23 protein-coding genes are annotated in these 24,850 nt (G+C 65.2%); 10 read left to right on the top strand and 13 right to left on the bottom strand.

Annotation, left to right across the window (positions count from 1 at the left end):
- Positions 1–117 precede the first annotated feature (117 nt).
- A complete protein-coding gene (locus Q2M23_RS15445) occupies positions 118–645 on the top strand; it encodes a DUF4269 domain-containing protein (RefSeq protein ID WP_057018866.1) in 528 nt (175 codons plus the stop codon).
- Positions 646–667: 22 nt separating this feature from the next.
- On the opposite strand, the gene Q2M23_RS15440 is transcribed toward Q2M23_RS15445, so the two are convergent.
- From Q2M23_RS15440 to Q2M23_RS15415, 6 genes are all read right to left on the bottom strand, one after another.
- The gene (locus Q2M23_RS15440; RefSeq protein ID WP_316396036.1) at positions 668–1,888 is read right to left on the bottom strand and encodes a PepSY-associated TM helix domain-containing protein; all 1,221 of its coding nucleotides are present in this window, start codon (positions 1,886–1,888) and stop codon (positions 668–670) included.
- Positions 1,888–4,221 carry a TonB-dependent siderophore receptor gene (locus Q2M23_RS15435; RefSeq protein WP_316396050.1) on the bottom strand — a complete coding sequence of 778 codons (2,334 nt, stop codon included), beginning with the start codon at positions 4,219–4,221 and terminating at the stop codon, positions 1,888–1,890. The genes Q2M23_RS15440 and Q2M23_RS15435 overlap by 1 nt, the downstream gene beginning before the upstream one ends.
- A gap of 280 nt (positions 4,222–4,501) precedes the next feature.
- Complete coding sequence (locus Q2M23_RS15430; protein ID WP_316396035.1) at positions 4,502–4,840, bottom strand: hypothetical protein; 339 nt, start codon at positions 4,838–4,840, stop codon at positions 4,502–4,504.
- A gap of 103 nt (positions 4,841–4,943) precedes the next feature.
- A complete protein-coding gene (locus Q2M23_RS15425) occupies positions 4,944–5,870 on the bottom strand; it encodes an acyl-CoA thioesterase (protein ID WP_316396034.1) in 927 nt (308 codons plus the stop codon).
- Positions 5,871–5,875: 5 nt separating this feature from the next.
- Entirely contained in the window at positions 5,876–6,991 is a 1,116-nt protein-coding gene (locus Q2M23_RS15420; protein ID WP_316396033.1) for a hypothetical protein, read from the bottom strand.
- A gap of 50 nt (positions 6,992–7,041) precedes the next feature.
- Positions 7,042–8,265: an ABC transporter substrate-binding protein gene (locus tag Q2M23_RS15415; RefSeq protein ID WP_316396032.1), complete on the bottom strand. Its 1,224-nt coding sequence runs from the start codon at positions 8,263–8,265 to the stop codon at positions 7,042–7,044.
- Positions 8,266–8,467: 202 nt separating this feature from the next.
- Between Q2M23_RS15415 and Q2M23_RS15410 the strand changes: the two genes are divergently transcribed.
- The 9 genes from Q2M23_RS15410 to Q2M23_RS15370 all read left to right on the top strand — a co-directional run bounded on the left by Q2M23_RS15410 (position 8,468) and on the right by Q2M23_RS15370 (position 17,217).
- Positions 8,468–10,021: an acyl-CoA synthetase gene (locus tag Q2M23_RS15410; RefSeq protein ID WP_076829064.1), complete on the top strand. Its 1,554-nt coding sequence runs from the start codon at positions 8,468–8,470 to the stop codon at positions 10,019–10,021.
- A 32-nt stretch (positions 10,022–10,053) separates the two neighbouring features.
- Positions 10,054–11,082 carry a phosphotransferase family protein gene (locus Q2M23_RS15405; RefSeq protein WP_316396031.1) on the top strand — a complete coding sequence of 343 codons (1,029 nt, stop codon included), beginning with the start codon at positions 10,054–10,056 and terminating at the stop codon, positions 11,080–11,082.
- Positions 11,079–11,588 carry a hypothetical protein gene (locus Q2M23_RS15400; RefSeq protein WP_253587681.1) on the top strand — a complete coding sequence of 170 codons (510 nt, stop codon included), beginning with the start codon at positions 11,079–11,081 and terminating at the stop codon, positions 11,586–11,588. The genes Q2M23_RS15405 and Q2M23_RS15400 overlap by 4 nt, the downstream gene beginning before the upstream one ends.
- A gap of 186 nt (positions 11,589–11,774) precedes the next feature.
- Positions 11,775–13,034 (top strand): aromatic ring-hydroxylating dioxygenase subunit alpha, encoded by a 1,260-nt coding sequence (locus Q2M23_RS15395; RefSeq protein WP_316396030.1) that lies wholly within the window; start codon positions 11,775–11,777, stop codon positions 13,032–13,034.
- Positions 13,034–13,531 carry an aromatic-ring-hydroxylating dioxygenase subunit beta gene (locus tag Q2M23_RS15390; RefSeq protein WP_038387409.1) on the top strand — a complete coding sequence of 166 codons (498 nt, stop codon included), beginning with the start codon at positions 13,034–13,036 and terminating at the stop codon, positions 13,529–13,531. Before Q2M23_RS15395 ends, Q2M23_RS15390 begins: the two co-directional genes overlap by 1 nt.
- Positions 13,532–13,544: 13 nt before the next feature.
- Entirely contained in the window at positions 13,545–14,339 is a 795-nt protein-coding gene (locus Q2M23_RS15385; RefSeq protein ID WP_316396029.1) for an enoyl-CoA hydratase/isomerase family protein, read from the top strand.
- Between the two features lies 1 nt (position 14,340).
- Positions 14,341–15,090 (top strand): SDR family NAD(P)-dependent oxidoreductase, encoded by a 750-nt coding sequence (locus Q2M23_RS15380; protein ID WP_316396028.1) that lies wholly within the window; start codon positions 14,341–14,343, stop codon positions 15,088–15,090.
- Position 15,091: 1 nt separating this feature from the next.
- Positions 15,092–16,027, top strand: coding sequence for an alpha/beta hydrolase (locus Q2M23_RS15375; protein ID WP_316396027.1), 936 nt, complete (start codon positions 15,092–15,094; stop codon positions 16,025–16,027).
- Positions 16,024–17,217 (top strand): acyl-CoA dehydrogenase family protein, encoded by a 1,194-nt coding sequence (locus Q2M23_RS15370; RefSeq protein WP_092083745.1) that lies wholly within the window; start codon positions 16,024–16,026, stop codon positions 17,215–17,217. The genes Q2M23_RS15375 and Q2M23_RS15370 overlap by 4 nt, the downstream gene beginning before the upstream one ends.
- Positions 17,218–17,401: 184 nt before the next feature.
- On the opposite strand, the gene Q2M23_RS15365 is transcribed toward Q2M23_RS15370, so the two are convergent.
- Genes Q2M23_RS15365 through Q2M23_RS15335 form a run of 7 tightly spaced genes read right to left on the bottom strand, consistent with a single transcriptional unit; the run spans position 17,402 to position 24,845 of the window.
- Positions 17,402–18,148 (bottom strand): NAD(P)H-dependent oxidoreductase, encoded by a 747-nt coding sequence (locus tag Q2M23_RS15365; RefSeq protein ID WP_316396026.1) that lies wholly within the window; start codon positions 18,146–18,148, stop codon positions 17,402–17,404.
- A gap of 4 nt (positions 18,149–18,152) precedes the next feature.
- Complete coding sequence (locus Q2M23_RS15360; RefSeq protein ID WP_316396025.1) at positions 18,153–19,313, bottom strand: ABC transporter substrate-binding protein; 1,161 nt, start codon at positions 19,311–19,313, stop codon at positions 18,153–18,155.
- Between the two features lie 33 nt (positions 19,314–19,346).
- Positions 19,347–20,393: a branched-chain amino acid ABC transporter permease gene (locus tag Q2M23_RS15355; protein ID WP_316396024.1), complete on the bottom strand. Its 1,047-nt coding sequence runs from the start codon at positions 20,391–20,393 to the stop codon at positions 19,347–19,349.
- Positions 20,393–21,265, bottom strand: coding sequence for a branched-chain amino acid ABC transporter permease (locus tag Q2M23_RS15350; protein ID WP_076829052.1), 873 nt, complete (start codon positions 21,263–21,265; stop codon positions 20,393–20,395). Before Q2M23_RS15350 ends, Q2M23_RS15355 begins: the two co-directional genes overlap by 1 nt.
- Positions 21,266–23,200: an AMP-dependent synthetase/ligase gene (locus Q2M23_RS15345; RefSeq protein WP_253624218.1), complete on the bottom strand. Its 1,935-nt coding sequence runs from the start codon at positions 23,198–23,200 to the stop codon at positions 21,266–21,268.
- A complete protein-coding gene (locus Q2M23_RS15340; RefSeq protein ID WP_316396023.1) occupies positions 23,200–23,994 on the bottom strand; it encodes an ABC transporter ATP-binding protein in 795 nt (264 codons plus the stop codon). The genes Q2M23_RS15345 and Q2M23_RS15340 overlap by 1 nt, the downstream gene beginning before the upstream one ends.
- Positions 23,991–24,845, bottom strand: coding sequence for an ABC transporter ATP-binding protein (locus Q2M23_RS15335; RefSeq protein WP_316396022.1), 855 nt, complete (start codon positions 24,843–24,845; stop codon positions 23,991–23,993). Before Q2M23_RS15335 ends, Q2M23_RS15340 begins: the two co-directional genes overlap by 4 nt.
- Between the last annotated feature and the right edge of the window lie 5 nt (positions 24,846–24,850).

Raw genomic sequence — 24,850 nt, 5'->3', positions numbered from 1 at the left:
AGATCGCCCCGCGACTTTTTTAGGCCCGCTTCCCCTCGAGCCCGCCATTTGCAGAGGTTCGCGCGTTCCACGCCCGTGTGGTAATGCGTCGCTGCGATCTTGAGGGCATGCCACGCGATGACTGTCGGGCACTACGCATCCGCCGTCACCAGCTCCGCCGTGATGGAACTGCTGAAGCCGTTCGATCCCCGTATCGTCGGAACGCTGCCGCTCGGCCTCGCCGTGCCCGGCAGCGACATCGATATCGTCTGCCATGCGTCCGACCCGAACGCATTCGCGGACATCGTTTGGGCTCACTATCAAGCGTGCGATGATTTCGTCCTCTTCCGGTGGACCTCGGGAACGCGGCCGGTGATTGCGCGCTTTGTGTGCGACGGCTGGCCGTTCGAACTGTACGGTGATCTGCGTCCGGTGGAGCAACAACGAGGCTGGATCCATTTCGAGGTCGAACGGCGGCTGCTTGCGCTTGATGATGGAGGGCTGCGGCGAGCCGTCAGGGAATTGAGGGCGGGCGGTCTCAAGACCGAGCCTGCGTTCGCTACCGTGCTCGGGATATCGGGCGATCCCTATCGTGGATTGCTTGAGCTCGCGGCCGAAACGGACGCCGAGTTACGTGCCCGGCTCGCGGCGTGCGATTTCGGCTGAGCGACAAATTGATAGAACGGCTTCATTCGCCCGGAACGAGGTGGCCGACCGGCTGCCGCGCGAGCCGCCGGTGCCTGCGACGGGACAGATAAAGCAGCAGGCCGGTCACGGCGAATAGCGGCATCATGGCGGCGGCCAGCATGAAGGCGAGCTTGCCGGGCCATCCCAGGATGGCGCCGCGGTGGATGTCGAGCACGCTGGCGAGGACGCGTTCGCCAAACGTCTTGTCGGCGTAGCGATCCGATGAGACGACGCGGCCGGTGAGGGCATCGATACGGAATTCGTCACGCACGGCCTCGCGCGACGAGTCCCGCGGCCATGACCGCACGCGCACGGCCGTGCCCGCGCCGGCCGGCATGGTCAGGAGGACCCTTCCGTAACTGTTGTTCTCCTGATGCAGGAACGCCGACCAGACGTGATCGAAGGCAAGCGGCTTTGCCTCGGCGTTGGTTTCGGTCTTGGCTTCACCCTTGCTCTCTGCAGCCGCGCCGCCGCGCGGCGGTTTGGGCTGCATCGCGTTCGCCGCGGCTGTGGCCTGAGGCCGCGCGAACAGCCAGTTGGCGCCGGCCTTGTACCACTCGAACGAGTACCACAGGCCGGTCAGCGTCATCACCAGATAGACCGGCAGCACCCAGGTCCCGATCACGGCGTGCAGCGAGCGATACAGGCCGCGGCCGCGCAGTCCCAGATTCGGCTTCAGCCACATCTTGACGCTGCGCGCACGACGCGGCCAGCGCAGCACGAGGCCGGTGATCAGCATCACGATCAGGCAGATCGCGGCTGAGCCGGTGATCTTGCGGCCGATGCCATTGCCGTCGCCCGGCAACAGCAGCCAGCGATGCAGCTTGCGGACGGTTGCGAAAAAGTCCTCGCCGCGCGGCGAGCCGAGCACGTGCCCATCATAGGGGTCGACATAGACCGAGGACGGCCGCGTGCCGCCTTCGCTGCGAGCAAAACGGATGCGGTGCGCGGCCGATGGATCGCTCGACATCGTCACGGCCGAGACCTTGCCGAAATCGCCAGCCGCCGCCAGCCGCGCGATCAACTCGTCCGGCGTGAGCCGCCGGGCCGCACTGGCCTCGACGCGCATCATCCGACTGTTCAGGCTGGCCTCGATCTCATCCTCAAAGGCCATCGTCGCGCCGGTGAGGCCGACCACGGCCCACAGCAGCGCCAGCACGAGGCCAACCAGGGAATGGACCTGCAGCAGCGCAGCCTTGATTGGGCGCCAAACGTCACTCATCAGAATTTCACCGTCGCCGAGAGCGAGAAGCGCCGCGCGTCGCCCATCGCGACCGTCAGGATGCTGTTGGCCGAAGGGTAGTAGACCGTGTCGAACAGGTTCTTGACGTTGAACTGGTAGATGACCGGGAACGACTGGACCTTGGTCTCGTAGGTCGCAAACACGTCAGCGACCGTGTAGGCCGGCAGCACGAAGCTGTTCGCGGCATCGCCCGGCCGGTCGCCGACATAGCGCGCGCCGCCGCCGAGGCGAAGTCGGCCGGGCAGGGTGGTGCCGAAATCATAGACGAGGTAGAGCGATGCGGTGTTCAGCGCGACGTTCTGCAGGGCCTTGCCGGCGAGCGTCGGGTCCTCGGTTACGCGTGCGTCGGTATAGCCATAGCTGCCGATCATGCTCCAATTGTCAGTCAGCCTGCCGGTGACGTCGAGTTCGACGCCGCGCGAGCGAACCTTGCCTGCCGTACGGTACTCGACGATACCAGTCGTGGCGTTGAGCTGCGAAACCAACACGTTCTTCTTGTCGATGTCGTAGAGCGCAAGTGTGCCGGAGATCTGTTTGTTGAAGTCGAACTTGACGCCGGTCTCCCACTGGGTGCCCTCTTCGGGCGCGATGTTGGACCCGATCACGACGCCGCCGGTAAGCGGCGCGATGGTCGAGGTGGGTTTCAGCGATTGCGTGTAGCTCGCATAAAGCGAGACCTGGTCGGTGAGCTTGAAGATGGCGCCGCCGAGCGGCAGCACCTTGTCGGCCGAGACATTGGTATTGGTGATGAACGGGCGGCCCCTGCCGGCGAGCTGGTCGTAATCCATGTATCGTACGCCGCCGACCAGCGCGAAGCGCTCGGTCAGATGCAGCGTGTCCTGGAAGAACAGCGACCACTGGCCGAGCTTGTCGGTCTGCGCGCTATCGGCGGCGGACACCGTCGTCCCCGGCGTGATCAGCCCATAGATCGGATTGTAGAAGTTGAAGCTCGGCGTCGCCTGCCGGATCAGGTCGTCGCGGTAGATCGTGCGGTACTGGCCGTCACCGCCGAACAGCACCTCGTTGCGAATGTTGCCGAGCCAGACATTGCCCTGCAGATAGGAGGTGCCGTAGCTGGCATTGCTGAGCGAGCCCCATGTGCCGTCATTGCTGCGGGTCTCGACGCCGGTCTTGGCGTTGACGCCGGTGATGCGAAGCTGGTTGGCGCTGAAGGTCTCGGTGTTGTAGCTGTAGGCCGCGAACAGCTTCCAGTCCTTGTTCAGCCGGTGCTCGACCGACGCCTGCATCAGGTCGGAGGTGCCCCACATGTTGTTGAAGGGCTCGTCGAGCCGGCGCGTCGCCGGGATCGCCAGCGGCGCCTTGGTCACGGAATCGAATGCGGTGCCGCGGTCGAACGGCGTGATGAATTCGCGGTGCTCGTAGTTGAGCTGGACGGTGGTGTTCTCGCCGTACCAGGCCAGCGACGGTGCGACCAGCATTTCGCGATGGCGCCCGAAATTGCGCCAGTAATCCTCGCTCACGCCATAGCCGATAAAGCGATAGGCGAGTCCGCCATCGCCGATCGGGCCGGTGATGTCGATGGTGCCGTCGGCTCCGGTCCTGGAGTTGGCATAGGTCGAGCCGAGCAGGGTCACCGAACCATGCTGGTAGAGCTCGGGGCGCTTGCTGATCGTGTTGACGATGCCGCCGGGATCCATGATGCCGTACAGCAGCGACGCCGGGCCCTTCAGCACCTCGACGCTTTCGACCGCTGCGTTGAGGCTGCGGCCCTGCACCAGCGGCATGCCGTTGCGCATGATCGAGCCGTCGCGGTTGTCGCCGAAGCCGCGGCGCATCACCGCATCCTGGGTGCCGGCCAGCGTATTGGCCTGGGTGACGCCGCTGACATTGGCGAGCGCATCGTCGAGGTTGCGCGGCAGCTGATCCTTCAGCACCTGCTCGGGCACAACGTTGACCGTCTGCGAGGTGTCCAGCGGCGAGGCGCCGCTGCGCAGCGTGGTTGGGCTTGGCATCGCGCGGTAGTGCAGCTTGGCTTCGTTGAGCGCCGCGGCGGCAGCTGCCGCGCGCTCCGACGGTGTCGGCGGCGCCGGTTGGGCATTCCGGCTGCGCTGCCGTGCCGCGGCGGCCGCCAGCGTTCGCTGCGCCGGCTTTGCCGCGGCGGCAGCCGGCTTGCGCTTCGGCGTCGGTTGGTCGACCGAAACAGGCGGCAACGGGACGCTCGATTGGGCGTTTGCCGGCGTTGCCGGGGAGGCGACATCGGCGAGCAGGAATGCTGCGCCGATCAGCAGATGGGTACGGCCCTTGTCGGCGGCATTTCGACGGTCGCCGACAACCCGGCCATCAGCATTCACAGGCACTCTTGGACTTCCGATTCACGCGAACTCGTTCACGGCGCGCCTCTAGCAGTCGGCGTGCGCGAAAAGAACCGGAGCAGACTTGAATCTCTCTAACCGGAATGGATTTGAATCATTCTAAGACACGACAGGGCTCGCGCGTGTGCGCGAGCCCTGAACCTCGTGACCTGCTTGTCGCGTCTGCGCGTCAAATGGCCGTGCGATCGTCGCCTAAGGCTGCAGCCGTCGTCCTGTCACATCTCAGGTGTACGGTTTGCCGTAGGCCGCGCGATGCGCCTCACGACAACGCCAGGCTGACCGGCGTCTTGCCGACCACTCCCGTGCTCACGCCGTCGCGGGCCATGGATTCGATCGTGCCCCAGTTCTCGCGAAAGATCCGCGCCGCCTCGTTGGCGCTTTCCGCCTGGATCGTCAGACTGCACGCGCGCCTCGTGCCGTTGCTGGCGAGCTGGAAGTAGAGAACATATCCAGACGATTCCGCACTCCGTGCGGCCAGCGGTGCCTGCTGCATGTAGGTTTTCCCCAAAGTGTTTTTGTTGCGCCACCCGCAGGCAGGATTTGACAGGGATGCGGCACAGTCGTGGTCGCGATCGAGCTGAGCTGAACGTTTGTTCATTTTGTTGGCCGGTGTTGCCAGGATTCAACACCGGGTGGAACTTGCCGTAGCTCGGCACTGCAACTAAGCCGCGATCGCGGCATCAGCTCAACCGTCGTGGCGTCTACGCATCGCCCTCTGGATGGACCATCAGCGTCTCTTGGATTGCGGTGGCGAGCATCGCGCCGTCACGGTCGTGGACGCGCGCGATCGACAGCCCGCGGCCGCCATCCGCGCATAGGCTCTCGGTTTCGACATGCATCCAGGCGTCAGGCGAAAATGTGCGATGAAACCAGATGCAATGGTTGAGGCTCGACAGATAGAGTGGCGCGCGCGACTGCAGATCGCCGAGATGGCCGCCGACGCTGGAGAAGTTGAGCCACCAGTCCGAGAGATAGGCGAACACCGCGGCCTGGGCGCGAGAAGCAGTGGTGAGCGGCTGCCTGGATCTGATCCAGAAGCGCAGTCGCGGCTCTGCCGTCGCGGCCGAGAGCTGACGTTCGATCTCGGGGATGCGGAAATCCATGCTGGGCTTGATGTGCTGGGAATAAGGACCGAGCGGTCGCAACTGCGCCATCAGCCCGTCGGGGATCATGGTCAGATCGGGCAGGCTTTCCGGATCCTCTGAGGGGGTGAATGGCGCTGCGTGCCGCGGACCCGGTTGCGCTGCGCAGAACGTGGCCTGCGCGCTCAGGACCGTGCGCCCGTTGCCCTGGCTGCCCACGACGTGGCGTGAGGAGAACCGCTTACCGTCCTGCAGGACCTGCGCGTCGAACGTGATGCGGCGGCCGGGATCGGCACCGCGCAGGAACAGGAGCTGCAGCATCGCGGCGGGACGATCTTCGGGCGCGCTGAGGGTCGCGGCCATCATCGCCTGGCCAAGGATCTGGCCGCCATAGGACCGGCCATTGAGATTGCCGTCGCCGAAGCGGCTGCGATAGCGGAGCGGGGCGATCGTCTCGAGCGAGACCAGCGCCTCGGCTGCCTGATTGTCCCATTGATCGCAAGTGAATTCGCTTCCTTCCGCGACGCGCTTGCGTTGCCGGTCCATTCCGATCACATCGCTGGGAATTTCTGTGGTCCGGGATAGAGCGGATAGCCGGCGGCGACACCGTATTCGCTGATGCCAAATCCGGTCTCGTTGCCGCTCTCGAGCCGGACGACATGATCCGACAGCGTCCGTGCGATGGCGCGCGTCGCCGCATCGTCGAGGTTCCAGATGTCGTGCCCGGCATGGCTCTCGCCGCGGTCGTCGCCATGGGTCCAGCCTTGCAGGCCGCCATACATGCCGGCCTTGAGATAGAAGCGGGTCCGCAGTCCGTGCATCCTGATATGGCGCGGCTCACCGCGATCGAAAGCGAAGGTGAAATCGGCCATCGCGATGGTCTGACCGAGCGGATCGTCAGCCCACTCGATCTTGTGCTCCAGCGAGGTCACCTCGCGATGCGACACCGATCCGTCGGCTTCGCGGTGGAACTCGGTGCCCGAGAGGTAATGCGGCTTGCCCGGCGCGCGCTCCTTGATGAAGATCGATAGCGCCGACTCCGGGAACTGGAACATCGACCAGGTCCAGAAGAAATTGCGATGGGTCGCGACCGGCGGCCTGGTCTCGTCGGTGCGCATCTCGGATCGCAGGCCCCAGGAGCGGTCGCGCTGCCCCCACCACAGCTCGGGCTCGATCTCGTAACGCTTGCCGTCGGCGACGATCCAGCCGCGCCAGCGGCCGAATTGCGAGACGCGCGCGAGGTCTTCCTCGACGACACCGTTGCGCTCGCGAAAATTCTGCTTCTCCTGCGCCGCCGGAAAGCTCGCCTTGAATTCGAGCGCGAAGCTGATGCCGGACGGATTGTCGGCGAGCGAGATCCTATGCAGGCTGTTCCCCTCAACGATCTCGATCCTGAGCCCGCCGACTTCCGTCTCCAGCGGACGGGTCCCGAGCCGGCGCGAGGCACGGAAATTGTGCTGACGCCGGCCGATGGTGATGCCGGCAAAGCCGTCGATCACGTTGCGGTTCGGGTAATAGCCGAGCCCGATGTCGATCAGCAGTTCGCTGCCGTCGATCGGATGCGCGGTGTACCAGTAGCGTTCGGTGAACCTTGCATCGCCGCCGCCTGCCTTGGCAAACGGCTGCGGCGTCTGGTGGCCGATGAGATCGTCCTGGGCTGTCAGCATTGTTCTTGTCCTTGTGTTTGAGCCGGTTCGGTCGGATGGGTAGCGCGGGATCAGTCCTTGGCCGGGCCGGCGCCCACGATGTCGCCGAACAGCACCCAGGTCTTGCCGTCGAAGCGGGCGAAACGGCGCTCGGTAATCGCTGCGTAGTCCTGCGGCGTGGTCTGGATCGTGATGCCCGGGAGCAGCATCGGCAGCTCGATGCCGCTGAGACTGGTGCCCTGCTTCAGCACGTTCTCGCGCGTGAGATTGTCGCCGCAGCGCTGCAGGATGATGGCGCCGAGCTGGGCGGTGGTGTAGCCGGTCACCGCGATCACGTCGTTCGGGTCCATCCCCGGCATATATTTCGCGGCGAAGGCGAGATAGTCGGTCATGCCCTTGTCATTGGCCCAGGCCGGATCGTTCGGCGTCTTGTAGGAAGTCGTGGTCAGGATGCCGGTGGAGGCCTCGATGCCTGCCGGCACCAGCACGCCGGCGATCGAATTCGCGGTCGAGCCGAGGAAGATCAGCGGTTTCCAGCCGAGCTCGTGGATCTTGCGGATCGCCATCGAGGCGAACTTGTTCTGCGCGGCGATCAGGATGGTGTCGGCGCCCGATGCCTTCAGGTTCACGATCTGGGAGTCGATGGTGGGCTCGGTCGACTGATACATCGCCTCCTTGACGATCATCGTCTCGGCCATGGCACCGAGCCCTTCCTTCAGGCCAAGGACAAAGTCCTTGCCGATGTCGTCGGCCTGCAGCAGCACGCCGATCCTGGCGTCCGGCTTCTCGCGCAGGACGTAACGCGCGATGATCCGCGACTCGTTGACATAGGTCGGCGAGTAAGGCGTTGTCCAGGGAAACTGCTTTGGATCGTTCCACCGCGTACCGCCGCTCTGCACCAGCAGATGCGGAACGCCGTTGCTGTTGAGATATTTCTGGATCGCGGCGTTGGTCGGCGTGCCGAACGGCGCCATGATCGCGAGCACCTTGTCGTTCTCGACCAGCGCGCGCGTCACTTCGACGGTCTTGGGCGGGCTATAGGCGTCGTCGCGGGTCAGGAAGTTGATGTGGCGGCCATTGATGCCGCCTTTCTCGTTCAGCATCGTGAAATAGGCGAGCATGGTTTTCGGGAAGCTCGCATAGATCGATGCCGGTCCGCTGTAGGGCGCGTTGGCGCCGAGCAGGATCTCGCTGTCACTGACCCCCGGGCCATAGGCCTTCTGGGCATTCGCCGTTCCGAGCGCGCCGGTGAGCGCGAACGCCCACACCGCAAGCGTGACGATTGGCTTCCGCATCTTCCCCTCCCATGACGCCCTCTTTTGCGGGGCTGGTTGATCCGGCGATGGAAGCCTTGAAAGGCTTTACCCCTCGCATCGGCTATGCAATAATAGACCGTCTGTCCGGATTATCAACTGGAATCTACGGACGGCGTATCGGCCTCATGCGTGACGGAAACATCCGCAGGCGTGCGCGGCCGCATGACGGTGTGGAGGAAACATGAAGCTGACGCAGGCGCTGATCGCGGCGGTGCAATTGCGCAAGGACGCACCCGGCACCATCCACGCCGGACGGTCGCGGAGCTGGAAGGAGATCGGCCATCGCGTCGCCTGTGCCGCGGGCGGGCTGCGACGGCTCGGCGTCGATGCCGGCGATCGCGTCGCCATCCTCGCGCACAACAGCGACCTCTATATCGAGGCGCTCTATGCCGTCGCCTGGGCCGGCGCGGTCGCGGTGCCGCTCAACACACGCTGGGCGGTCGCCGAGAACGCCTATGCGATTGACGATTCCACGCCAAAACTGTTGCTGGTCGACAAGGCCTTCGCCGAGATTGCGTCCGCGCTGCGCGGCGCAAAATCACTCAGCGCAATGGTCTATCTCGATGAGGGGCAAGTGCCCGACGGTATGCAAAGCTATGACGAGCTCATAGCGCATGCGCCGATCGAGGACGCCTCCGGCGCCTACAACGATCTCGCGGGCATCTTCTACACCGGCGGTACCACCGGGTTTCCCAAGGGCGTGATGCTGTCACATGCCAACATCATCTATGAATCGCTGGTCTGGATCTATGCGCTCCGGTTCCGTGAAGATACCCGGTATCTGCACTCGGCCGGCATGTTCCATCTGGCCGGCACCTCGCCGATGATCGCGCTGACCCTGGTCGGTGGCACGCACGTGACCATCGCGAAATTCGAGCCCGAGCTCGCGATGAAGACCATCGCCGAGCACAAGGTGGATTACTGCCTGTTTGTGCCGACCATGCTCAACATGATGCTCAATCATCCATCCTTCGGCACATATGATCTGAGCAGCGTCAAGGATTGCGAATATGGCGCCTCGCCGATGCCCGACGCGCTGCTGGTCAAGCTGATGCGCGTGCTGCCGAGCTGGCGCTTTCACCAGGGCTACGGCATGACCGAAAGCGCAGCGCTGGCGACCATCCTGCCGTGGGAGTATCACGCGCTGGAAGGGCCGCTGGCGGGCAAGCGCAAATCGGCGGGGCGGGCAGCGCCAGGCGTTGAAATCCGCATCATCGATCCCGCGGGCAATGAGGTGCCGCGCGGGACGGTGGGCGAGATCGCGATCCGCGGCGCCGGCGTGATGCTCGGCTATTGGCGCAAGCCTGAGGAAAGCGCGCGCGTGCTGCGCAACGGATGGCTGCACACCGGCGACGGCGCCTGGATGGACGAGGACGGGTTTGTCTATATCGTCGACCGACTGAAGGACATGATCGTCTCGGGCGGCGAGAACGTCTATTCCGGCGAGGTGGAGAACGCCATCTTCCAGCACGAGCACGTCAAGGAATGCGCCGTAATCGCGGTGCCCGATCCGCAATGGGGCGAAGCGGTGCACGCCATTGTGGTGCCGAAGGACGGCAGGAGTCTCGATTCCGAAATGGTGATCGCGCACTGCCGCACCTTGATCGCCGGTTACAAGTGCCCGCGTTCTGTCGATATCCGCCTCGAACCATTGCCGCTGACCGGCTCCGGCAAGATCATGAAGTCGGCGCTGCGCGAGGAGAAGTGGCAGGGCTATACGAGGTCGGTCAATTGATGCCGGAGGCTGCGAAACGATCCCATCAAGATGTGCCGGAGCCTGTTCGCCCGGTCGTGGTCAATGACGACGCGGTGCGGCCAGCACTCGGGCGGCATCTGTCGCGGATATCCGGGAGCCGGACGGAGATTGTGGGCTTCGGCCGCAAGTCATCGGGTTTCTCCTGGATCACCTATGCGTTCGTGGCCCGCACTGCGGCTGAAGGCGACCGCAAACTGATCCTGCGCGTCGGTCCACCGAGCGGGCTGTTTGCGCCTTACTCGGTGCTGCCCCAGGTTTATGCGCTGCAGTCGCTGGCCGGCAGCGGCGTACCGGTGCCGGCGTTGGTGTCATCAGAACAGGATGGCGCCGAGATCGGCTTTCCGTTCTTCATCTGCGCGCATGTCGAGGGCGACGTGCCGGCGCCCTGGGCGGCGAGCGAACTCGATCCGGACCACAAGCGCGCGGTCGCCCGGCAGTTCGTCGAGATCCTCGCGTCGCTGCACCGGGTCGACGCGGATGCGACGCCATTCGCATCGCGGCATCACAGCGGAGAACGTGCCGAAGTCCGCGCCATCGCCGGCTGGCGCGCCTCGCTGGCGCGGCCGACGGCGCGTTACTATCCGCTGCTCGACTGGGGTGGACGCTGGCTGCAGGACAATTGTCCGCAGCCGCCGCGCCGTACCATTGTGCATGGCGACTACCGGATCGGGAACTTCATCGAGCACAAGGGGCGGATCACAGCCATCCTCGATTGGGAGCTCACGCACCTGGGCGATCCGCATGAAGATCTGGCCTGGGCGATGCTGCCGACCTTCAACGCCAGGAGCCGCAAGCTCTATGGCGTGCTCGAGCGCACGGAGGTGATTGATCTCTATCAGCGCGCCTCCGGCATTCCCGTCTCGGACAAGAGCCTCGCCTTCTACGAGGCCTATGCGCTGTATCAGGCGGCAGCGATCCAGATGTGCGCGGTGCGCGCCTTCGAGGTCGATCGCTTCAACGACATGCGGCTCGCCGTGATGGCAAGCCAGATGCCCTCGATCGTGCGGGCCTTCGAGCGCGCATTGGAGGCCGCGGCATGAGTGCATCCTTCGAGCGGTTGATCGACGGCATAATCGATGCGCTGCAAAGCCACGTCGTGCCGAACAGCAATGACGATTTCGTTCGCGGGCAGGTGTTCTCTGCAGTCTACGCGCTGAACGGGCTGAAGCTCGCAGCCGACTGGAAGGCCGGGCCGCTGCTCGAGCAAGTGCGTCTGCAGGACGATACTTTCGCGATGGTCGAGCGACTGGCCGGCAGCATGACGCATCCGGAGGTTCCTTCGACGCCGCGCATCCAGGGCGGCCCGTCCGACGTTGCCGCGATCGAGGCATTGCGCGACGATGGCGACCGGCGGCTGGGGCAACTTCTGCTCTGGGCGAGCGGGGAGCACGCACGAGCGGCTAATCCCAATGCTGCGACCGAGATCGAGCGCCTGCTGCGGCGGGCGATTTGCGACCAGCTCAAGATCGAGCTTGCGACGACGCCGAAGTCGATGCTGCAGCAGATCGCGGGTGGCGAGCGCGACGGTGGTGCGGCGCAGGGCTAGCGTGGTTTCGTCGCCGACCGCCGCCGGGATGCATCGTTGCACGCCTTCCGCGACCAGCGGCGACGCTCACGAAGAAGCTTGCCGGTCCATGGCGCTCATGCTACTAATTCACCGAACGGTCGTTCGGATTATTATTGAATGGCCGATAGACATCCGCGGTAAGCGGCCGGCGAGGGAGACGGAGCGATGAACATGATGACCGGCGTCCCGCCATGGGAACGGCTGATCCGGCCCGACCGGGTGCACGGATCGCTCTACACCGACCCTGACATCTTCGAGGCCGAGCTCAAGAACATCTGGTACCGCACCTGGGTCTATGTCGGGCATGAGAGCGAGGTCCCGAACGCCAACGACTACGTCGTCAAGTCGATCGGCCCGCAATCCGTGATCATGACGCGCGACGAGCAGGGCAAGGTCAATCTGCTACTCAACCGCTGCTCGCATCGCGGCAACCAGGTCTGCTCCTATGACCGCGGCAATGCCCGCTCGTTCACCTGTCCGTTCCACTCCTGGACTTTTGCCAATGACGGCCGCCTGGTCGGTTATGCCTTCCCCGACGGCTATGAGGGGCAGGACAAGTCGCAGCTCGCGCTCGGGCGGGTGACGCGCGTCGAGTCTTACCGCGGCTTCGTGTTCGGCTCGTTCGCGGCCGATGGCCCGACGCTGAAGGAGCATCTCGGCGGCGCCGCCGAGACCATCGATCGCCTGGTGCGCACCTCGCCGGAGAACGAGGTCGAGATCACGGCGGGCTTCCTCAAGCATCGCGTCAAGGCGAACTGGAAGTTCATCCTGGAGAACGAGTGCGACGGCTATCACCCGGCCTTCGTGCACACCTCGATCTTCGGCGTCGCCGACAGCATGATCGGCAAACTCTATGGCGGAGCCTCGACCGCGCTGACGCGCGACTACGGCAACGGCCATACCGAGATCGACCTGCGGCCCGAGTTCCGCAAGCGCGACGCGCCGATGAGCTGGTTCGGCACCAGCGAGGACCGGTTGCCGGACTACACGGCGCGCATGAAGGCCGCCCATGGCGACACCGCCGCGCGGGAGATCATGATCGACGGCACGCCGCATGTGATGATCTTCCCGAACCTGTTCATCGCCGAGATCCAGATGTTCGTGATCCAGCCGCTTGGCGTCGACGACAGCGTGCAGCACGTCACCGCGCTGCAGTTCAAGGGCGCGCCCGATCTGAACCGAAGGCTGCGCCAGCAGACCATGGGCTCGGTCGGCCCGGCCGGTTTCCTGCTCGCGGACGATTCCGAAATGTACGAGCGCTGCCATCGCGGCGTGCTGGCGCGCAATCCCGAGTGGATCTTCCTAGGCCGCGGCGAGAAGCGCGAGCGGCAGGACGAACTCGGCTTCACGGTCGGCCACGTCACCGACGAGGTGCCGTCGCGCGGCATCTGGACCCATTATCGCAAGCTGATGGAGCCAAACTGATGCTGTCGCGCGAGAGCAGCGCCACGTTGATGAGCGCCATCACCGCCTTCCTCTATCGCGAGGCGCGGCTGCAGGACGAGCATCAATACGAGGCCTGGGAAAAGCTCTGGACCGACGATGGCGTCTATTGGGTGCCGGCCAACGGTGCCGACATCGACCCGGAACGGCAGATGTCGATCATCTACGACAACCGCTCGCGGATCGCGCTGCGCGTCCGGCAGCTGATGACCGGCAAGCACTTCACCCAGACGCCGCAGTCGAATTTGCGCCGGCTGATCTCCAACATCGAATTGATGGATGAGCAGCCTGACGACGGCGACATCGCGGTTGCCAGCAACAGCCTCATTTTCGAATCGAGCCTGCGCGACGACACGCTGTGGGCGGCGCGCAATGAATACCGGTTGCGCCATGTCGATGGCGAATTGCGGATGGCCGCCAAGAAGGTCATCCTCGTCAACAACGACAAGGCGATCTACACGCTTTCGTTCCTGGTCTAGAGGAAAACGCGCCATGATCGACAAGGGCCCCGTTCTGCTCGACATCACCGACGGCATCGCGCGGCTGCGGCTCAACCGCCCCGATGCGGCCAACGGCATGAGCGTCGAGCTGCTCCGCGCGCTGTGTGACGCCATCATGGTCTGTCATGGTCATTCCGATCTGCGCGTCGTGCTGCTGAGCGGCGAGGGCACCAATTTCTGCGCCGGTGGCGACGTCCGCGCCTTTGCCTCCAAGGGCGAGAAGCTGCCGGACTATATCCGTCAGGCGACGGCGTATCTGCAGAATGCGGTGACTGGATTGCTGCGGCTGGAGGCGCCGGTCATATCATCGGTGCAGGGCTTTGCGGCGGGCGGCGGCGGCTTCGGCCTGGTCTGCGCTTCCGATATCGTGATCGCGGCGGAATCGGCAAAGTTCCTCGCTGGCGCGACGCGGGTGGCGATGGCGCCGGATGCCGGCGTCTCCGTTACACTGTCGCGGCTGGTCGGCCTGCGGCGGGCGATGTCGATCCTGTTGACCAACCCGGTGATCCCGGCTGCCGAAGCGTTGCAGATGGGCATCGTCACCAGGGTCGTGCCCGATGCCGAGCTCGCCGATGCATCGCTCGTGCTGGCCCGCGAGCTTGCGGCCGGCGCGCCGAAGGCGCTGGCGGCGACCAAGCGGCTGGTCTGGGCCGGCACCGGCACCAGCATCGAGCAATGCCTGTCGGAAGAGGCGCGCACCGTCGCGGAACTCTCGGGGATGACCGATGCACGCGAAGGGCTCGCCGCGGTGATCGAGCGGCGCCAGCCTGTATTCACGGGGCGCTGAGGTGGCGAGCTTGCCATTCGGACGTCTCGATGGCCGCCGCGCCTTCGTCTCCGGCGGCGCGCGGGGCATCGGTGCTGCGATCGCGCGCAGCTTTGCCGGCGCGGGCGCCAGGGTTGTGATCGCCGATCTCGATGTCGCCGCGGCCTCGGAGCTGGCGCGCGAGACCGGCGCCGGCGTTGCAGGATTAGACGTCAGCGATGCCACGGCAGTGCAGGCTGTGATGGCGCAGGACGGCCCATTCGACATTGTCGTCAACAATGCCGGCATCGATCAGCATGCCTTCTTCACCGATACCACGGCGGAGGATTGGGCGCGGCTGATCGCGGTCAATCTCACCTCGGTCTTGGCCTGCACCCACGCCGCGTTGCCGGCGATGCAGGCGGTGGGCTTTGGCCGCATCATCAACGTTACCTCGGAAGCGGCGCGGCTCGGCTCAAAGGGCGGCGCGGTCTACTCCGCGGCCAAGGGCGGCGTGATCTCGTTCACCCGGAGCATCGCGCGGGAGAATGCACGCTATGGCATCACTGCGAACGCGATGGCGCCGGGACCGATCCGCACGCCGATGCTGGAGCAGGCGGTGGCAAAGGGCGGCGACAGGATCCTGCAGGCAATGACCGGCGCAACGCTGCTCGGCCGCCTCGGCGAGCCGGAGGAGGTCGCGGCTGCCGCGCTGTTCCTGGCTTCCGACCAGGCCGCCTATATCACCGGAGAGACGCTCGGCGTTTCCGGCGGCATGGGCATCGGCGGCTGAAATGGGCAGCGCGGACGACGATATCGCAATCACGCCGGTCGATCGCGCGATCGAGCGTTTGCGCGCGATCTATCGCAGCTGGACCCGCGATACATCGGTGGCGCAGATGCGCGACGACTGGGACGCCGCCTTTGCCGGCTGCTCGGTGCCGGTGACGCGCCAACCGGTCGCCGCCGGCGGGGTCGACGGCGAATGGCTCGTGCCGACGGGCGCATCGCGCGACAAGGTGATCCTCTATTTTCACGGCGGCGGTTTCCGTATCGGCTCGGTCGCGTCGCATCGCGAACTGGCCGCACGGATCGCCGATGCATCCGGCTGCCGCGTGCTCTCGATCAATTACCGGCTTGCCCCGGAGCATCGTTTCCCCGCGGCACTCGAGGATGCGCTGATTGCCTATCGATATCTGCGCGATCAGGGGCTGCATCCGGCGGATATCGCCTTCGCCGGGGATTCGGCCGGCGGCAATCTCGTGCTGTGCGCGATGCTGGCGGCGCGCGACCGTGGCTTGCCGCTGCCCGCCGCCGCCGCGCTGATGTCGCCCTGGACCGATCTCACCGCGAGCGGCGCGAGCTATCAGAGCAGGGCCGAGGCCGATCCGATCCACCAGCGCGCGATGATCCTGGCGCTGGCGAAGAACTACCTTGGCAAGGACGGCAATGTCCGCGATCCGCTGGCCTCGCCGCTTTATGCCGATCTCACCCGTCTGCCGCCGCTGCTGGTGCAGGTCGGCGACCGCGAGACCGTGCGCGACGATGCGACGGAACTGGCCGCCCGGGCGCAGGCTGCCGGTGTCGACGTCAAGCTCCAGGTGTGGGACGGCATGATCCACGTCTTCCAGATGTTCCCGGAGATTTCGCAGGCGCGCGAGGCGATCGCATCGCTGGCAGCTTTTTTGCGCAACCATCTTCACATCGGCCATGAGAGGGCGCCACAATGAACGTCATGACGTCGGATCCGCGCCAGCTCACTGAGGCCGAGTTCCACTTTTCGGAGCAGCCCAATCTGCCCGAGGAGCTGCGCATGCTGCGCGAGCAGGTGCGCCGCTTCGTCGAGAAGGAAGTAGTGCCGCATGCCGAGGCGTGGGAGCGCGACGGCAAGATCCCGCGCGAGATCTATCGCCGCATGGGCGCGCTCGGCTTTCTCGGCATGCGCCACGCGGTCGACCATGGCGGCACCGACATGGGGCCGCTGGCCTCGATGGTATTCGCCGAGGAGTTGGGGCGCTCCAGCTTCGGCGGTTTCACCTCGTCGATCCTCGTGCATACCGACATGTCGGCGGTGCACATCTCCTTGCGCGGTACGCCGGAACAGAAGCAGAAGTATTTGCCGGCGATTATCCGCGGCGAGACGGTCTGCTCGATCGCGGTGACCGAGCCCGATGCGGGCTCCGACGTCGCAGGCCTCAAGACGCGGGCGCGGCGCGACGGCGACAGCTGGGTGATCAACGGCGCAAAGATGTTCATCACCAACGCGGTCTATGGCGACATCCTGATCGTCGCCGCGCGGACCGACCCGCATGCCAAGGGCAGCCGCGGCATCTCGCTGTTCATCGTCGAGCGCAACACGCCGGGCATCACGGCGACCAAGCTCGACAAGCATGGCTGGCTCTGCTCGGACACCGCCGAGATCGCGTTCCAGGACGTGCGCGTGCCGGCGGAAAACCTGCTCGGCGAGGAGAACAAGGGCTTCTATGGCATCATGGAGACCTTCCAGAACGAGCGCATCTGCATCGGCGGCATCTGCGCGGGCGAATCCGCCAAGGCGATCGAGCTGACGACGAATTACGTGAAGACGCGGCAGGCATTCGGCGGCCCGCTCTGGAATCAGCAGGGCGTGCGGCTGAAGCTCGCCCAGCTTGCCGCGAAGGCGGCGGCGGCGCGGGCGCTGGCCTATCAGGCCGCCGAGCTCGCGGCGGCCGGGCAGGATTGCCTGCGTGAGGTCTCGATGGTGAAGGCGCTGTCGCCCGAGGTGCTGCACGAGGTCGTGCATGGCTGCCTGCAACTGCACGGCGGCTCAGGCTTCATGCGCGGCACCCCGATCGAGCGCATGGTGCGCGACGCGCGGGTGCTGACGATCGGCGGCGGCGCCACCGAGGTGATGCTGGAGGAAGTGGCGAAAAGGATGTGACGCCGGCGCTCTTTCTTACCTCGCCCCGCTTGCGGGGAGAGGTCGGATCGCATCGTGAGATGCGATCCGGGTAAGGGGGAGTCTCCACGAGCGTTTCTGGCAGCGCGTCTGCGGATGCGGCCCCTCACCCCAACCCTCTCCCCGTAAGAACGGGGCGAGGGAGCAGACCTCCGTCCGGGTCATGTCATTTCTGGGCACGAGCGCCCTGGCCGACAGTCTGCGCCGCAATGCCCGGCTTCAGCCGCCAGTCCTCGCCAAAATCCGCGAGCGGGTGGAAGAACAGCGGCTCGGTGGTCTCGAGCCGCCGCAGCCGTTCGGCATAGTCGTTGAGATAGCGGTGCCGCGTGGCCTCGTCGACGAAGTTCACTGAATACGACACGAACGGCGGCAGCACCTTGCAGCCCGCATAGGCCAGCATGCCGTTCTGGATCGGCCACAGCACCACATCGAGCGCACCGACCAGCCCGTCGGGCGCGCACATGCCGGGATAGGCGGCGGTCGAGGTCACGACCATGGCGCGGCGGCCGGCAAGGCCGCCGGTGTCGTAGCGGCGGCCGCTGCCGTAAATTGCGCCGTTGACGAACACGCGGTCGATCCAGCCTTTCATGATGGCGGGGACCGAGAACCACCACAGCGGAAACTGCAAGATCAGGAGGTCGCACCACAGCAGCTTCTCGATCTCGGCGGCGATGTCGCCGCTGAGCGCCCCGTGCTGCAGATTGTATTTCTGCTCGCGGTCATATTGCAGCCGGTCGGGAAACCGCCGCGCGCCAAAGTCTTCGGCGGTCGCTACCGGGTTGAACCGCATGGCGTAGAGATCGGAGATCCTGACCGTATGCCCGAGCGCGGTCAGTTCCGCCACCGACCGCGCCAGCAGTGCAGCGTTGAACGACTGCGCCTCCTGATGGGCAAAGACGATCAGGACCTTCATCTCTCTAGTTCACCGGCTTGAAGCTGAGCGTCGCGGCATCGGCCTGCATGATCTGCAGCTTCTGGTTGGAGAAGCGGACGCCGGGACCGAAGCTGATCGGCGCCATCACGCCGGTCTCGACATTCCTGGTCTTCTCCAGTTCCGAGATGGTGCAGGCCCAGGTCGGCTGCTTGCCACAGCGCTCGATCGCCGCGATCAAGACCTTCGCGGCGGCATAGCCGGTCATGGTGTAGCGGTTGATGCCCTTGAACTCGGCCTCCGACACCAGCGGCTTGGCCTTCTCGAGGAACGCCTTGCCCGCCGCGCCGGCGAACGGCTCGACATAGTCGACCGCGTAGATGCCGTCGCCGGCCGGGCCCATCAGCTTCAGCACCGGCTCGATGCGGCCGGGCCAGAAGATGCCGGTCACCGGCTTGATGTTCAATTTCTCGAGCTCCTTTGTCATCGCGATGTTCTCGGCGATGATGCCGCCGGCCAAAAATACTTCGGCGCCGGCATCCTTCAGCTGCAGCATGTCGGATGAGAAGTCCTGCTGGCCCTTCTTGTAGTTGCCGCTGTAGACGACGTTCAGCTTCTTGGCCTTGACCACGGAATCGAAGCCGTCGCGCACGGTGATGCCGTAATCGTCGTCCTGGGTGATCAGGCCCCATTTCTTGCCGGGGTTCCTGTCGGCGAGGAAGTTGACGAGGTGGATGATGCCCTCCTCGTAGGATTGCCCGACCACGAACACGTTCTTGCGCGCCGGCTCCCACAGGAATTTGACCGGCGCGACGTCGATCACGGTCGGGATGCCGGACTTCTCCAGCACCGGCATCACGGCGATCGACTGGCCCGAACCGGAGATGCCGAGCATCGCGAAGACCTTGTCGACGTCGATCACCTTCTTGACGCCCTGGATGGTTCGCGCTGTGACGTAGCCGTCGTCCTCCAGCACATATTTGATCTTGCGGCCGTTGATGCCGCCGGCGGCGTTGGCTTCGGCGATCGCGATCTTGTGGCCGATCGAGGCGGCGACGCCCAGCAGCGCCGGCGGGCCGGTCAGCGGCTCGACGTCGCCGATGAGGATCTCGCTGTCGGTGATGCCGGGATCGGCGGCAGCAGCCGGGCCGGTCGCGAGACAGGCCGCGGAAAGCAGCAGCGCGGCCGCCGCCAGGTGTTTGATCATCGTCTCCTCCTCATGGTGTTGCGTCTTTTCTTGTTAGTAGCGCAGCGGCCAGTGCACCCAGGCCCGCCTGATGTCGTGCCAGGCGCCGACCAGCCCCCGCGGCTGGAAGCGCAGGAACAAGATGATGACGAGGCCGTAGAGCATGCTCTTCAGCTCCTGCGCGCCGGTCGTGAAGGTCGCATCCATCTGCGCGCTGAACAGGCTGAAGACGATCCGCGTCGCCTCCGGCAGCAGCACGATCAGGATGGTGCCGAGCACCGCGCCGAGCGCCGAGCCGAGTCCACCGACGATCAGGATCGCCAGCGCCTCGATCGAGAGCAGGAACGGAAAGCCCTCGACGCTGACGAAGGAGAGATAGATGCCGTACAGCGCGCCGGCGATGCCGGTGATGAACGCCGAGGTAACGAAGGCGAACAGCTTGTAGGCATGCAGGTTGATGCCCATGACACGCGCCGCCGTGTCGTTGTCCCTGATCGCGACAAAGGCGCGGCCGACCCGGCTGCGGCGGATGTTGAGGGTGGCGAACAGCGTCAGTGCCGCGATGCCGAGGCAGAGATAGGTGAAGGCCGCGTCGCCGTCGAAGCTGATGCCGAGGATCTCGGGCCGCTGCACCTGAATGCCGCGTGCGCCGTTGGTGAGCCAGCGCATCTCCAGGATCACGGTGTTGATGATGAAGGAGAAGGCGAGCGTGGTGATGGCGAGGTAAAGTCCCTTGAGCCGGAGCGAGGGCGCGCCGACGATCAGGCTCGCCAGCGCCGGCACCACGCCGGCGCCGAAGAAGCCGACCAGCGGCGGCATGTGGTACTTCGAGACCAGCACCGCATAGGCATAGGCACCGGTGACGAGGAAACCGACATGGCCGAGCGAGATCAGGCCGGTGTAGCCGGTCAGGATGTTGAGTCCGAGCGCACCGGTGACCGTGATCAGGATGATCATCAGGAACGACAGCGCGTAGGAGTTCAGCACAAAAGGAGCGGTGATCAGCGCCAGCAGCAACACGGCCGACCATAGCCACACCGGCGGGGAATCGATCAGCGCAACCAGTTCGCCGTAGCTCTGCTTGTAATCGCCGGTGCGCATCACACCCTCTCGATGTCGCGTTCGCCGAAGATGCCGAACGGGCGGATCATCAGCACGATGATGATCATGGCAAAGCCCGCGACCTCCTTCATGCCGGAGCCGATATAGCCGCCGGCCAGGTTTTCGGTGATGCCGATCAGGAGGCCGCCGAGGCCGGAGCCGAGCACGGCGTCGAGGCCGCCGAGGATGGTGGCCGGAAACGCCTTCAGCCCGAGCTGGAACATCGCCGGCGATAGATCATAAGACAGCGCGAAGAACACGCCGCCGATGCCGGCGATCACCGAAGACGCGGCCCAGGCCAGCGCATGAACTCTTGTTGCGCTGATGCCCATCAACAGCGCCGTGCGATCGTCGGCTGCGACCGCGCGCATCGCAACCCCGACCTTGCTGTAACGGAAGAACGCCCAGATCGCGGCGATCAGCAGAAGCAGCGTCGCGATCACCGCAATCTGCCCGGTACGCACGCCGATGCCGCCGAGATGCACGATGCCGCGGCCCATGCCGATGTCGAGGCCGTGCGGATAGGCGTCCCAGATGAAGTTGATGGCGGAGCGCAGGATCACGGCGAGCCCGATCGTGACCATCACGGTCGCGAATACCGGCTCGCCCAGCATCGGCCGCATCACGAGCCGCTCGATGATCAGGCCGAGCAGGACAGCGGCGAGAATCGCGCCCACCGCGACGACGAACACATTGCCGCTGACCGTGGTCGAGATCGTCCAGGCGGTATAGGCGGTGATCATGGTCATCTCGCCCTGGGCGAAATTGACCAGCCCGGTGGACTTGTAGATCACCGCAAAGCCCATCGCGATCAGCCCGTAGATCGCGCCGATCGCGAGCCCCGAGATCAGCAGCTGGATGAGATACTGCATTCAGCCCTCCGCCCGGTAGATGATGGCGAGTTCACGGGCGAACTTCTTCTCGATCATTGCGCGGCGTACCTTCTGGGTGGCGGTCAGCTCGCCGTCGTCATGGTCGAGCTCCTTTTCCAGGATGGCGAACCGCCTGATGTTCTCGACCCGGGCGAACCGCTTATTGGTCTCGTTGACGACGCGCTCGACCAGCTCATTCACTTCGGGAAGCTGCGAGAGCGATTTGTAGTTGGTGTAGGCGAGCGCCCGGTCGCGCGCCCAGCGGCCGACATTGTCGTAGTCGACCTGGATGATGGCGCCGAGATACTTCTTGGCCTCGCCGACCACGATCGCTTCCTTGATGAATTCGGAATCCTTCAGCGCGTTCTCGATCTCGGACGGCGCGATGTTCTTGCCGCCAGCGGTGATGATGATCGCCTTCTTGCGGTCGACCACGGCGATCTCGCCATTGTCGAGGACATCGATGATGTCGCCGGTGCGCAGCCAGCCGCCGGGCTCCAGCGAGGCGGTCGAGGCCTTCTCGTCGAGGAAGTAGCCCTTGAAGACGCCGGGGTTGCGCAGCAGGATCTCGCCGTCGGTGTCGCACTTCCATTCGGTCTGCGGCAGCGGCACGCCGCAGCCGCCGATCCGGTGATGGCTTGCGGTCTGGATGAAGGCGACGCCGCCGCTTTCGGTGAGGCCGTAGCCCTGCGACACCGGACGGCCGATGATGTCGAAGAAGCGCAGCGTCTCCGGCGAGATCGAGGCGCCGGCGCAGAGCCGGTGCCGACTGTAGGCAAAGCCGAGATGGCGCTGCAAATTGCGGAACATCAGGAGATAGAGCAGTCCGTAGGCGGCACGATCGAGCATACTGGCCTTGCCGGCCTGTCGACGGTCGGACAGCGTGCGGCCCCAGGCGAGGCAGGCCCTGGTGAAGCTCTGGCGCAGGCGGCCGCTCTCGCCGAGGCGGAACAGAAAGCCCTGCTGCAGCTTCTCGTAGATGCGGGGAACGCCGACGAAGAAGGTCGGCGCGATCTCGCGGATGTTGATCGCGACGGTGTCGATCGATTCGGCGAACGAAACGGTGCCGCCGAGCACGAGATGGGTCACGGTGCCGTAGCAGCGCTCGGCGACGTGGCACAGCGGCAGATAGCTCACCGCCTCGAACGGCTTGTCGGCAGTGCCCACGGTTTTGGCGTAGGCATAGGCGGCGTAGACGAGATTGCGATGGGTCAGCATCGCGCCCTTGGGCGGGCCGGTTGTGCCTGAGGTGTAGACGAGGATGCAGACGTCGTCGGGCGCGCCCTGGCTGATCAGGCGGTCGAGCGTCGCGTCGGCCTCCGAATTCTCCTGGGCGTAGGTCCTGCCGCGCTCGCACAATGCGGCGAACGACATCAGCTCCGATTGCCGGTAATGCCGCAGGCCCTTCATGTCGACGCAGACGATGGCCTCGAGGTCCGGCAGGCCGCCATTATTGGCCATCGCGTCGAGCACCTTGTCGGTCTGCTCCTGGTCGCCGGTGACGACGATGCGGGCGCCCGAATGCTTGACGATATATTGCAGCTCGACCCAGGGATTGGTCGGATAGATGCCGACCGCCACCGCGCCGATCATCTGCGCACCAAGGTCGGCGTAAAACCATTCCGGCGTGTTCTCGCCGGCGATGGCGATCCGGTCGCCAGGCTTGATGCCGAGCGAGAGCAGGCTGAGCGCCACCGCGCGCGCGGTGTCGTAATAGTGCCGCCAGGAATAGGGATTCCAGATGCCGTAGTCCTTCTCGCGCAGCGCCAGCGCCTCGCCGTGCATCGCGGCGCGCTGCCGTAGCAATTGCGGGATGGTGATGGCGGCATCCGCAAGCGTAGCCTGCAACGCGTCGATGCCGGCTGCGGGCACACTGCGTGCGGCGCTGGCTGGCAGCGGCGGATGAGCGGTGCGCAGGCTGTCCAGCGTCGACATCACGCGCCTGCCTTTGTCATCGCGTCAGTGCGCTGACCGCCGAGATAGGCGTCCGCGACTGCCGGATCGCGCCTGATCGCACCAGGTGCGCCTTCGGCGATCTTGCGGCCGAAATTCAGCACATGGACGCGGTCAGAGATGTCCATCACGATGCGCATCTCGTGCTCGATCATCACGACGGTGATGCCGAGCTCGTCGCGGATGTCGAGCACGAAGCGCGCGATGTCCTCGGTCTCCTCCTGGTTCATGCCGGAGACCATCTCGTCGAGCAGCAACAGCTTCGGCTCGCAGGCGAGCGCGCGGGCGAGCTCGACGCGCTTTTGTTGGCCATAGGACAGCGTGCCGACCACGGCGTCCCTGATATGCTCGATCTCGAGGAATTCGATGATGTGCTCGACGCGCTGCCGTGCCGCGATTTCCTCCTTGCGGGTACGCCCGTAGAACCACACCGCATCGAGCACGGTCGAGCGCAGATGGGTGTGGCGGCCGGTCAGGATGTTCTCGACCACGGTGCCGTGCTTGAACAGCGCCAGATTCTGGAAGGTGCGGCCGATACCGACGGCGGCGAACTTCCACGGCGAGATCGTCGAGAGGTCGATACCGTCGAAGATGATGCGGCCGCCGCTCGGCCGCAGCACGCCCGAGATCATGTTGAACAGCGTGGTCTTGCCGGCGCCGTTCGGACCGATCACGCTGCAGATCTCGCCGGGCGCGACGCGCAGGCTGACATCGGCGACTGCCTGCAGGCCGCCGAAGCGCTTTGACAGGTTCTCGACCGTGAGCAGCGCGGTCACGACAGCCACCGCTTGCGGCGCTTGTAGTGCTTCACGTCGCGCAGGCTCTTGCGACCGGTGGAGGAGACGCCGAGATAGAATTCCTGGACGTCCTCGTTGGCGGTGAGCCTCGCTGCCGTGCCGTCGAGCACGACGCGGCCGGTCTCCAGGATGTAGCCGTAGTCGGCGATGTCGAGTGCGCGCTGCGCGTTCTGCTCGACCAGCAGCACCGTCATCTTCAGTTCGTCGCGCAGCCGGACGATCACCTCATAGATGCGGTCGATGATCAGCGGCGCGAGCCCGAGCGACGGCTCGTCGAGCGCCAGCAGCACGGGATCGGTCATCAACGCGCGGCCGATCGCTAGCATCTGCTGCTCGCCGCCGGACATGTAGCCGGCGATCTGGTCGCGCCTCTCATATAGCCGCGGAAACAGCGCAAACACCTTGTCGCGGCGCTCGCGCGCCTCGGCGCCGGTCCTGGTGTAGCCGCCCATTTGCAGGTTCTCGTCGATGGTGAGCGCCGCGAACACGCGGCGGCCCTCCGGCACCTGCACGATGCCGCGGCGGACCAGCTCGTCCGGTGCAAGGCGATGCACCTCGTCATTGCGGAAGCGGATGCTGCCGTTCTCGATCACGCCTTCCTCGGTATAGAGGATGCCGGACATCGCCTTCAGCAGCGTCGATTTGCCGGCGCCGTTGGAGCCGAGCAGGGCGACGATGCTGCCCTCGGGCACCGCGATCGAGATGTCACGGATCGCCTCGATCGCATTGTCGTAGACGATCCGGATGTTGCGGAATTCGAGCAAGCCATCCTGCGCCGGCGCGGCCTGCGGCGCTGCTTGCGGCGTCGGATGCGGGATGGTCGTCGGCATCGCGT

This window comes from Bradyrhizobium sp. 33ap4 (genome assembly GCF_032654765.1).
Taxonomy (GTDB): domain Bacteria; phylum Pseudomonadota; class Alphaproteobacteria; order Rhizobiales; family Xanthobacteraceae; genus Bradyrhizobium; species Bradyrhizobium australafricanum.
Note: the sequence above shows the minus strand (reverse complement) of the source record. Positions and strands in the feature narration are given on the sequence as shown.